The organism is Mycobacterium sp. E2238 (assembly GCF_001672665.1).
Lineage (GTDB): Bacteria > Actinomycetota > Actinomycetes > Mycobacteriales > Mycobacteriaceae > Mycobacterium.
The window spans coordinates 17,845-28,031 of the sequence record NZ_LZKF01000235.1; the positions used below are offsets into that span (position 1 = coordinate 17,845).

Consider the following 10,187-nt stretch of genomic DNA (forward strand, 5'->3'; position numbering starts at 1 on the left):
GCCTGCGGTGGTGTCTGGGCCGACGCTGGACGCGCGGGAGCGGTCCGCGCTGTGTGACCTTTTCGTCGAGCTCGGCCCGTCCGCTCCGACGCTGATCGAGGGCTGGACTTGTCGCGATCTCGCCGCCCATTTGGTGTTGCGGGAACGGGATGTCGTTGCGGGACCATGTCTCGTGCTGCCTGGTCCGTTCCAGCGGTTCGCCGAGCGGCGCAGGGTTGCGTTGGCCCGTCGCGATTTCGGGTGGCTCGTCGCGCGAATCCGGTCCGGCCCGCCCGCCGGGTTCTTCCGCGTCGGATGGGTGCGCGTGCTGGCCAATCTCAACGAGTTCTTCGTGCACCACGAGGACGTGCGCAGGGCGCAGGGGCTGGGGCCGCGCTCGTTGGCGTCCGACATGGACGCGGCGTTGTGGCGGAACGTCTGCCGGGGCGGGCGTTTTCTGAGTCGGCGGCTTTCTGATTGCGGGCTCGACGTGGAGTGGGCCGGTTCGCGGGTGACGGTGCGGCGTGGTGCGCCGGCGGTTTTGCTTCGCGGCCAACCGGGTGAGTTGTTGTTGTATCTCTTTGGCAGGCAAGGGGCGGCGGACGTGGAAGTGAGCGGGCCGCCGGAAGCCGTTGCGGCGGTGCGTCGCGTGCACTTCGGGATGTGAGCCCGTCGGCGATAGAAGTCACAGGAGCCACACGCGCCTCTGGAAAAAGCGGCACCCAAAGTGCCCGCCTCACAGCGACAACTTGCGGCGGTGGGGCGCCGAGTCCGCCGTTGTCGCTCAGAGGCGGGCACATCGGCTCATCCCCAAAAATCGCCGGCACGAAGCCGCACGTGCGCGAGAGGGGGCTGAAAGCTCTTGCCGCTCAACGCCACTTTCCGGTTGTCGGCTGAGGGCTTAGGTGGCGAACAGCACATCGGGGTTGAGGATGCCCGCGGGGTCGAAGCTTTGCTTGATGCGGCGCATCAGGTCGACCTTGACCGGGTCTTCCAGTTCCAGGAAGTACGGCGTCTTGGCGCGGCCCAGGCCGTGCTCGCCGGAGATGGCACCGCCCAATTCCATTGCGAGCGCGAAGATGTCGGTCATCAGCTTCTTGCGCGTGTCGGGGTCCTTGCAGAAGATGGCCAGGTGCACGTTGCCGTCACCGGCGTGTCCACAGCCCGCCGCGGCGCCGCCGGCCGCCGTCGCCAGGCCGCGGGCGGCGGACAGGAACTTCGGCATCGCGGAGCGGGGCACCACGGTGTCGATGATGTCGTCGGCGCCGATCGCCTTCGCCGTCCAGAACGCCTTCTCGCGCGCCTCGATCAGCTTGCGTGCCGAGAGCCCTTCGAGCACATAGGCGTCCACGGCACCCAACTCGGCCAGCAGCTCGCCGGCCGCTTCGACGTCCTCGTCCAGCCGGTCCGCGGTCCGGTTCTCAAGCGCCACAACGAGATAGGCATCGCAGCTGTCGCGGACGCTGTCCGGGATACCCAGCTCCAGGTTCTGGGTGTGGACGAGCGCGGCCATCGTCACGTTGTCGATGTACTCCAAGATGTAGGGCGCGAGGCCGCTGCCCACCACCTTGGGCACCGCCGCCATGATCTGGTCGAAGTCGGCAAATGGGGCCAGGACCGTAGCGGCGTGGTCGAGCCGCGGGTGCAGCTTGACGGTCACCTCGGTCGCCAGGGCCAGGGTGCCTTCGGAGCCGACGATGAGTTGGGTCAGGTCGTAGCCGGTGGAGACCTTGGCGATCCTGCCGCCGGTGCGGATGAGCTCGCCGGTCGGCAGCGCCGCCTGCAGCCCCAAGACATTGTGGCGGGCGATTCCGTACTTGACCGCGTTCATGCCGCCGGCGTTGGTGCCGACGTTGCCGCCGACGCTGGACGACAGCTCGCCCGGGTGAACCATGTAGCGCAGGCCGGTTTCGGCGGTGGCGGCGTCCAGTTCCGTGAGCGTCACGGCGGGCTGGACGACGGCGACCTGGTTGGTGGTGTCGACCTCGAGCACGGCGTTCATCCGCTCGAAGGAGATCAGCAGCCCGTCGGCGCGGGGGATCGCCGCACCCGACAGGCCGGTCCCGGACCCGCGGGCCGTCACCGGAACACCATTGTCCGAGGCCGCCTTCAACAGCTGCGAAACCTCTTCAGCGGTGGCCGGTTTGGCGACGTACGCCGGTCGTTGCGGCGGCTTCGTCAAGACCTCGTCGTGCCAGTAGTCCTCGGGGATGGCGTCGCCGGTCAGCAAGTTGTGCTCACCGACGATCTCGGAGAACCGCGCCGTCATGTCGCTACCTTATCGCCGGAGTGAGGTGATCGAGCGGTGTTCGCATCCGACCGCGGACGATCGGCACACAGTCGTCGGGCAGGTCGGTGGTGACCTCTACGCCGGAGTCGTTGAGCTCATCGAGGAATCTCGGTAGTCGCTCCATCGCGCCGGTGGGCAGGTCGTGCAGGACGACCACGGTGTGCTCCTGGTTGCGGGTATCGGCGAGCGCCCGGTCGACCCATCCGCTGGGGTCGGCCCAGTCACGCGGGACGCTGTTCCATAGGACGCAGGTGCACTTCTCCGCGATGAGGTGGTCGACCGCCGTCTGATTCAGGCAGCGCCGTTCGAGTACGCCCTCGGTTCCCCACGGCCTGAAGTAGCGATCGGCATCGTCAAATTCGTCCAAAAGCGTTTGTGTGCTGCTGATTTCGTGAATGGTCTCCGTAGGGGAGAGCTCGCCGAGGGGCCGGCCGTGGGTGAAGGAGTGATTGCCGATCCGGTGGCCCTCGGTGACGGCGCGCTCGATCAGCCGACGCCCTTCGGGTGAGGAGACCCTCTCACCGACGACGAAGAAGATGGCGGTCATCTGACGCTGAGCGAGGGCATCCAGGACCTGATCCGTGACATCGGGGGTCGGGCCGTTGTCGAAGGTCAAGGTGATCTTCACTCTGGAAGCCTATCGCGCCGGGCTTGCCTGACTGATCGATCAGGCAGTACCTTATTCGGAAGCGACGAGACGAGTCGAAGTTGACCGAAATGATTCCGAAGACTGGGGACACTGCCGGTGACACCCGGCAGCGCATCCTGCGCACGACGATGCGGTGCTTCTGCGCGTACGGCTATGAGAAGTCCTCGATGAAGCTGATCTCGACGGAGGCCGGCGTTTCGCAGACGCTGCTGCATTACCACTTCGAGACCAAGGAAAAGCTCTTCCAGGCGGCCATCGACGACATGGCCAGGAACATGTTCGCCACGGCGGCGGCCCGGCTGTCGCAGGCAGCGTCTGTGCCCGATCGCCTAGCCGACGCTGCCGGTCTGCTGTACACGCTGTTTATCGACGACATCGACGCGGTCACGTTCATGGTCGAGTTCGCCGCGGCGGCCAACCACAACGAGTTCTTGCGGACTGCCTATGTCGACTATCGCGATACCCAGCGGCGGCAGTTGGCCGAGCTGCTGCGCACCATTGCCGGTGACGAGGTTCCGCAGCGCTTGATCGACGAGGCGGTGCGCCTCTGCGAAATCGTGCTGCTGGGCATGGCGATGCAGCGCCCGTTCATCGCCGACACTTCGGGCTTCCGCGCGGACTTCGACGCCTTCGCCGAGATGATCGCCGCCCGCTTCACCGAGAGATTGGATTCAACGAGCTGATGGACACCACCATGCAGGCAGTGCCGCCGATGGTCGAAGACGGCGTGACCGGATCCGGCGGGAAACGAATCTTCGTGCGCCGCTACGACAACGAGAATGCCGACTACGTTTTGGTGTTGGTGCACGGCACCGCCGGCAACAGCGAGAGCTACGACGCGTTCGCCGAGCACATGCGCCGCCACTACCGCGCGGCGGTCTATTCGTTCGATTTGAGCGGGCATGGTCGTACCGAAGGTGAGCCGGGTATGTTCAGTTTCGAAGACTTCCTCGAAGACACCCGGGCGGTCACCGATTACGCGGCACGACGCACGTCTTTGCCCGTCGTCGTGCACGGAGCCAGCCAGGGCGGGGAGCTCGCATTCCACGCGCTCGATGCGTGCCCAGCAGTGTCCGCCGGGGTGTGCATGAACATTCTGTTGAACCACGAGGCGCCGATGAGTCTGCCGATCAGGCTCTTTCGCTCGCGGGTGGCGAAATTCGCGGCGGACAAGGTAGGCGATCGGCTGCGCGTCCCGCTGCGGCGGTTCATCGACTTCAAGGCCGCCTACCAAGAAGACCCCGGACTGCTGGACACCAAGAAGAAGGACCCGCTGTACGTCTGGTCGTACGGGTTCAAGAGCTACCACTCGGTGTTCAACTATGTGCCGCCAAAACCCGCCGCCGCCAACACGAAACCCGTGCTAATCGCCTGCGGCGAGCACGACGAAATCGTCGGCGTCGAGCACTGCCGGGCTTGCTTCGAGCGGATCGGCGGCACCAAAGACTTTTTCGTGATGCCCGGTGGGGGCCACCAGCTGATGTTGTTCGACACCGGCGTCTACAGCCGCGTGATCGACTCGTGGATTCGGGAGCGGGTGCTCGGCAAGGCCGAAAAGTGGGAACCGCCCATCGAACCCGAAGAGCGGAGCTACTTCGAGTTCCTCGAGCGGGAACGGGCCAACGACGCGGCGGGCGAACCGGAATACCACTACTCGATCATCGATCGCGTGCTCATGCGGATCAGCAACGGCACGATCGAGCGCGGCGTCCGTTACTTCTCCAACGCCGAGGTCAGCGAACAGTGGCGCTTCACCGCCGACCTCGTCGGCGAAATCGACTACGCGGCATGGGACTTCCTGAACGACTACCTTCCCACTACGGGCGGCCAGCGCCCGACGATGGCGGTGGTCGGCTGCGGCAGCGGCGGGGCGATCGCGGGATTGCTCGAACGATATCCGGAGCTGGGCCAATGGGACATCGTCGGCGTCGACGTCGACTACAAGTCGATCGGCGCGGCCCGCAAGCGCTTCGCTGATAAGGCGACCTTCGTCGTCGGCGACGCGCGCAATCCGGAGGTGTTGGGGGCCAATCGATTCGACCTGGTCTACCTGCACGGGGTCCTCGATCACTGCACCGAGCACCGCAGCCTGATGGACAGCGTGTTCCGCGCGCTGAAGCCGGGCGGCCGGATGTTCTATGTCGCACCCGATCGCAACCTGTGCACCTGGCTGTGTTTCGTCACGATCGGGCCGCTGTTCGTGTTCGGCCTGCACAAGCCGAACCACGACTTTCGCCGATTCCCTCGCCCCGACGAGCTGAACAGCATGCTCCAGGACGCCGGTTTCGAGCTGTTACCCAGGCGGGGCCGGCCGTTCGCCCCCGCCATGGTCGGGGTCGAATACAAGACGGGGATGAATCCGTTCCCGGTCAAGAGGTCGGTGCGCGATCGCGCCCTCGGCGAGGAAATCTTCGAGCACACCGAGCCCAGGTGGTGGTTGGGGAACGGCTTCGTCGGCGAATATGCGGGGGCGGTCCAAAAGCCGCCGCAGACAGCCGCTGTTTAACGCCTGTCGAGTAGTGGGTTTCGATTTCGGATTGGGTGGTTATTCGGAACCAGCAGGGATTCAGCTTTCCGACAGGAGATCGACACGGACCTCCAAGGAACCCAGTCTCACCGCGGCCAGGGCAGTAATGGAGTGCCTCTGGTGCCGGGCGGGCTCGTTGGCGACGGTAGGTACGAACTGCGCGGCGTCCTGGGCCGCGGCGCGATGGCCGAAGTGCGTGAGGCATGGGACCGGAAGCTGAACCGGCCCGTCGCCGTCAAGCTGCTCTATCCCGGGGTCGCCGACCGCCCCGACAGCCGGTTGCGGTTCGACATGGAGGCGCGCGCGGCCGCGCGGCTGACCGGTCGGCACGTGGTGGTGGTCCACGACGTCGGCGAGCACCAGGGGTTGCCGTTCATCGTCATGGAGCGACTGCCGGGGGTGTCGCTGGCCGACCACATCGCGCGCGGGCCGCTGCCACCGGCGTTCGTGCACGCCGTCCTCGACGGTGTTCTCGACGCCCTTGCCGAGGCGCACAGCGCCGGCATCCTGCACCGCGACGTCAAGCCGGGCAATATCTTGTTCACCGCCCAGGGCGAACCCAAGCTCGCCGATTTCGGCATCGCCAAGACGTCCGGCGCCGCCTACACCAGGGCGGGCGAAGTCGTCGGCAGCATGGCGTATTTGAGTCCCGAGCGTTTGACGTCCAAGCCGGGCACGGTGGTCGACGACCTGTATGCCGTCGGCGTGGTGGGCTACGAGGCGCTGACCGGGCGGCGGCCGTTCCCGCAGGAGGACCTGGGCGCGCTCGCACACGCGATCCTGCACACGTCACCGCCGCCGCTCGCCGCGCTACGCCCCGACGTACCACCGGTCCTCGCGGCGGCGATCGAACGTGCGATGGCGCGCGACCCGGCATTCCGGTTCGACCAGGCCGGCACGATGCGAGCCGCGCTGGCCGGCGCGGCCCCGTCAGCGATGCCCGCCCACACCCGCGTGATGGAAGCGCCGCCAGCGGCCGTGCTGACCTACACACCCGCGGCCGCGCCACTGGAGCCGGACGCTCCCCGGCGCAAATGGTGGATCGCGGCCATCGTTGCCGCGTTTCTGTTGGCGCTCCTGCTGTTGGCCATCGATCCGCCGTTCTCGTCGCCACCGCCGACGCCGACCACGACCACCACCACGCCGACGCCAGCCCCGACGACGACGGCCACCACCACACCCAGCAGCACCCCGGAGCCGGCACCCCCACCGGGTCCGCCGGGTCACGGGGGCCCTAAGCACAAAGGCCACGGCGGCTGATTCGAAAACATGCGTTGCGAAAAGAGTTGTGGAACGTTCTGACTCTTCATCGCACACCGGGCCACCCGCGACGTGTGGGTGGGTTGGTTTTCGCCGGGTGCCAAGGGCATCTGAGTGACTGGCAGGCGCGTGAGGTGCAACCTACGCTCGCATTTGTGCGGCAAACGATGCATGTGGACAGCGGTGCGGTCAGGGCTATGGCGGCCCGCTGGGGTGTATTGGTGGGCGGCCTAGACGCCACGACCGCGCCGACGGGGCTGGGTTTGTCGTGCCAGCCGAGCGCGGCTGCCGTCGACTGTGCACACGTTGAAGTCGGGGTGTTCACCGCGGGGCTGGCCGCGCAGGTGCGTGCACGCGCTATCGGCGTCGGTCAAGCCGATACGCGCTACGTCGCCAACGAAGCTGAATCTGCCACCGACTTTGCTGCGGTAGCTCCCTTGGTGACCAGCGTGTAGCCATGGCCGTTGGAGGGGCGCCTAATCTGTCGGCGCTGTTAGCCTGGCCCACCGACCATCTCATCGAGGCGGCCGCTCACTGGGAGGCCGTTAGCGAGCATAGCTATGGGGTGGTCCACCAGGTCTGGCGAGACGGCGCCTCGGTCGATTGGCGCGGCGAAGCCGCCGACACCTTACGTAGCGCGACGCATGCCGACCTACAAGCCACGAGCGCAGCAGTCGACCAGCTACAGGCGGCAACTCAGGTCGCTCGCAGCGGGGCGTCGGATCTGTATGCGGCCCGATCCCGAGTTCGCTACGCGGTAGATGACGCTCGTTCAGCGGGATTCGAAGTGGGCGAGGACCTTTCGGTCACCGACCGCATGGGTGGCGGGTCAGCCGCGGAGCGGGCCGCTCGGCACGCCGCAGCACAAGCCTTCGCCGGCGAAATCCGTCAAAGCGCCACGCAATTGGTTGGCGTGGATCAGCAAGTTGCCAGCAAAATTACCGCCGCCGTGGCCGGAATCCGCGACACGTTCCCACAACCTCGCGCCCCAATCGCCCCTCCGCCAGCCCGCAATGGCCATATCTACGCCGTCGATCGCGTGTGGAAACAAGACGGTGGCAACGGCGAACCGAATCCCGAGCCTGCCGGCAGCCCCAGCGGTGACGATATCCGTGGGGTACTCGACAAACTCCCGGTCGGGAACCAACCGTTCGTCAGAGAAGTGCGCTCAGCAGAGGACCTTCAGAATCTGTGGAAGTGGGCCAAACAGCACGGCGTGGAGATTCCGAATGGCTACGGTGACGCCAGCAAAGGAACCCGCTACCGGCTACCCGACGGCACGACGATAGGGCAACGTTGGAATGCGGAGTCCAACGGAAAATCTGCTTTAGACATCGACATACGCGATCAAGGCGGCTACACCAAAGTCCACATCAACCCGCGAGGGGGCGTACCGGAAATTCCGGCAGCTGCTGCTCCGCGGCCGGCAGGCCCGTCAGCGGTCGAGGAACCTGCTGTCACCCCGCAGACACCGGTCCGTGCGCCCGCCGAAGCGGCGCCGCCTGTTAAACCCGCCCCCGGCGCCCCGGAGGGCGCCGGAGCAATGCCCGGTTTCGGCGGGCTGCCGCCTAATTCGCCCGCTACAGGACCTCACCCCATCCATATCCCTCACACCTTGGACCACAAGTGGCCGTTGCTGGGCGAGATCCCCGAAGAATTCGAAGGCCCACGCGAATGACGGCCGAAGCCAGCGACTACCAGCTGCGACAATGGAGACCACATGACACAACCCGATGATCGCGGTCACGACGAGGCCGAGCGCAGCGCACAGGATCGTTTGCGTAGGCGGTTGTTATTCGATGCCGTCGGAAACTGCCTACCCATGGCGCACGTCACATCGGTCATGAGACGCGAACAACTCGCCGACACTGTGGCTGCGGAGCAGGAAGTGGTGCTGCGCACGATTCGATCCCTGCTCGACGACGGCCTCATGAAGATCGGCGACATACTCGGCGCTTCCGATGAACGAGTGGTGCCCTGGGACCTCTCGATCGATGCCGCCATGGATCGTCTCCGCGATCTTTTCGTCGGCCACTACGACGAACCCGAGCTGTGGGATCTGGCGATCTGGCTCCAATTGACACCCGAAGGCGAACGATTGGCCGAGTCGCTGCCCCATGGGTAGTAGTTCGACCGTTGAGCGCAGCCTCCGCAGCCGGCGCCCCCGCGTCAGCCACCACGGCGGCTGACGTCGATATGGGATCGGTAGCCGCCTGCCCGTTGTGTGCTTGCGGCATGAACAAGAAGTGGATCGCCGGCGCGCTGCTGACCGCCGGCATCGGCGCGGGGCTGGCCGCGGGCGTGGCGCAGGCCGACCCGTACGGCCACGTCGGCGGGAACTGCCCGGCCGGGCACACGTGCGGCAAGTGGTGCCCGGGCGAGCGCGTCCCGGACAACTTCATCAGCTGGGACATGGGGGTGTGCCACCTCTATTACTACGACTACCGCGGCGTCGTCGACGCCGACTCCGGCGCCGTCTACGGGTGGCCGAGTGGCCCGATCAACGCCGCTCCGCGGGCGCCGGCGGGCCCGCCCAACTTCAACTGCGGCCTATTCTGGTGTCCGGTGCCGCCGCACGCGTGAGCCGCCGGACGTTAGGTCGGCGCCCAATGCGGGAACCCGGACGGCTGGACGTTTACGACCTCGCGGAAGGACTGCCCATTGACCTCGCGGCTCGGCACCCGGCTCGGTCCCTACGAGCTGCGATCGCTGATCGGTGCGGGGGCGACGGGCGAGGTCTATCGGGCGCACGACACGGTTAGGGACCGGACGGTCGCGGTCAAGCTGTTGCCTGCGGAGATGGCCGCGGAACCCGGCTTCCAGCAACGCTTTCGGCGGGAGTGCGGGATCGCGTCGCGGTTGCAGGAGCCCCACGTCATCAAGGTGCATGACTTCGGCTCGATCAACGGGGTTTCCTTCGTCGACATGCACCTGGTCGAGGGCGGCAGCCTGAAGGACCTGCTGCGCGAGCGGGGCCCGCTGGAACCGCCGCGGGCGGCGTCGATCGTCGCGCAGGTGGCGCGGGCGCTGGACGCCGCGCACGCCGCCGGACTGGTGCACCTGGGTGTCCGGCCGGAGCACGTGCTGCTGACCCCGGATCACTTCGCGAGCCTCGTCGACTTCGGCATCGGGCACGCCGACCCTTCGCGCGTGTACATGGCGCCCGAGCGGTTCACCACCGGCCGGGTGGGACCGCAGACCGACGTGTACTCGCTGGCCTGCCTGCTCTACGAGTGCCTTACTGGGCATCCGCCGTTCGAGGCCACGGACCCGGCCGAGCTGAAGAGTGCGCACATGTTGTCACCGGCGCCGCGGCCCAGCATCATGCGCCGCGGCGTCGGCCGGGCCTTCGACGACGTGATCGCCCGCGGCATGACTAAACAGCGTGAGGCGCGGTTCGCTTCCGCCGGTGAACTGGCCCGGGCGGCCAGCGAGGCGGTGAACGCGGCGTACGAGCCGGTCGCTGTCGGCGTTGGCGCAGG

At 66.7% G+C, this 10,187-nt stretch carries 11 protein-coding genes; 9 read left to right on the forward strand and 2 right to left on the reverse strand.

Going from position 1 to position 10,187, the window contains the following annotated elements:
• Window positions 1–10 precede the first annotated feature (10 nt).
• A complete protein-coding gene (locus tag A5711_RS21495) occupies window positions 11–646 on the forward strand; it encodes a TIGR03085 family metal-binding protein (RefSeq protein WP_067950114.1) in 636 nt (211 codons plus the stop codon).
• Between the two features lie 234 nt (window positions 647–880).
• On the opposite strand, the gene A5711_RS21500 is transcribed toward A5711_RS21495, so the two are convergent.
• Both A5711_RS21500 and A5711_RS21505 read right to left on the reverse strand, forming a co-directional pair.
• Entirely contained in the window at window positions 881–2,248 is a 1,368-nt protein-coding gene (locus tag A5711_RS21500) for an FAD-binding oxidoreductase (RefSeq protein WP_067950098.1), read from the reverse strand.
• A 4-nt stretch (window positions 2,249–2,252) separates the two neighbouring features.
• A complete protein-coding gene (locus A5711_RS21505; protein ID WP_067950100.1) occupies window positions 2,253–2,897 on the reverse strand; it encodes a polysaccharide deacetylase family protein in 645 nt (214 codons plus the stop codon).
• Between the two features lie 89 nt (window positions 2,898–2,986).
• Between A5711_RS21505 and A5711_RS21510 the strand changes: the two genes are divergently transcribed.
• The 8 genes from A5711_RS21510 to A5711_RS21545 all read left to right on the forward strand — a co-directional run.
• Entirely contained in the window at window positions 2,987–3,601 is a 615-nt protein-coding gene (locus tag A5711_RS21510; protein ID WP_067950102.1) for a TetR/AcrR family transcriptional regulator, read from the forward strand.
• Window positions 3,601–5,424, forward strand: a complete 1,824-nt coding sequence (locus A5711_RS21515) for an alpha/beta fold hydrolase (protein WP_231987522.1) — start codon at window positions 3,601–3,603, stop codon at window positions 5,422–5,424. The genes A5711_RS21510 and A5711_RS21515 overlap by 1 nt, the downstream gene beginning before the upstream one ends.
• A 141-nt stretch (window positions 5,425–5,565) precedes the next feature.
• Window positions 5,566–6,705 (forward strand): serine/threonine-protein kinase, encoded by a 1,140-nt coding sequence (locus tag A5711_RS21520; protein ID WP_067950104.1) that lies wholly within the window; start codon window positions 5,566–5,568, stop codon window positions 6,703–6,705.
• A gap of 155 nt (window positions 6,706–6,860) precedes the next feature.
• The gene (locus A5711_RS21525; protein ID WP_231987523.1) at window positions 6,861–7,160 is read left to right on the forward strand and encodes a hypothetical protein; all 300 of its coding nucleotides are present in this window, start codon (window positions 6,861–6,863) and stop codon (window positions 7,158–7,160) included.
• Window positions 7,161–7,162: 2 nt separating this feature from the next.
• Entirely contained in the window at window positions 7,163–8,383 is a 1,221-nt protein-coding gene (locus A5711_RS27780) for a hypothetical protein (protein WP_231987524.1), read from the forward strand.
• Between the two features lie 42 nt (window positions 8,384–8,425).
• Window positions 8,426–8,830 carry a hypothetical protein gene (locus A5711_RS21535; protein ID WP_156745021.1) on the forward strand — a complete coding sequence of 135 codons (405 nt, stop codon included), beginning with the start codon at window positions 8,426–8,428 and terminating at the stop codon, window positions 8,828–8,830.
• A gap of 110 nt (window positions 8,831–8,940) precedes the next feature.
• Window positions 8,941–9,288 (forward strand): hypothetical protein, encoded by a 348-nt coding sequence (locus A5711_RS21540; protein ID WP_067950106.1) that lies wholly within the window; start codon window positions 8,941–8,943, stop codon window positions 9,286–9,288.
• A gap of 78 nt (window positions 9,289–9,366) precedes the next feature.
• Window positions 9,367–10,187, forward strand: an 821-nt coding sequence (locus A5711_RS21545) for a serine/threonine-protein kinase (RefSeq protein WP_156745022.1), incomplete at its 3' end; no start/stop codon positions are given.

Coding starts and splice junctions, on each gene's coding strand:
- A5711_RS21510 (WP_067950102.1), top strand. CDS start 2,987: ATGATTCCGAAGACTGGGGACACTGCCGGTGACACCCGGCAGCGCATC.
- A5711_RS27780 (WP_231987524.1), top strand. CDS start 7,163: ATGGCCGTTGGAGGGGCGCCTAATCTGTCGGCGCTGTTAGCCTGGCCC.
- A5711_RS21500 (WP_067950098.1), bottom strand. CDS start 2,248: ATGACGGCGCGGTTCTCCGAGATCGTCGGTGAGCACAACTTGCTGACC.
- A5711_RS21535 (WP_156745021.1), top strand. CDS start 8,426: ATGACACAACCCGATGATCGCGGTCACGACGAGGCCGAGCGCAGCGCA.
- A5711_RS21515 (WP_231987522.1), top strand. CDS start 3,601: ATGGACACCACCATGCAGGCAGTGCCGCCGATGGTCGAAGACGGCGTG.
- A5711_RS21540 (WP_067950106.1), top strand. CDS start 8,941: ATGAACAAGAAGTGGATCGCCGGCGCGCTGCTGACCGCCGGCATCGGC.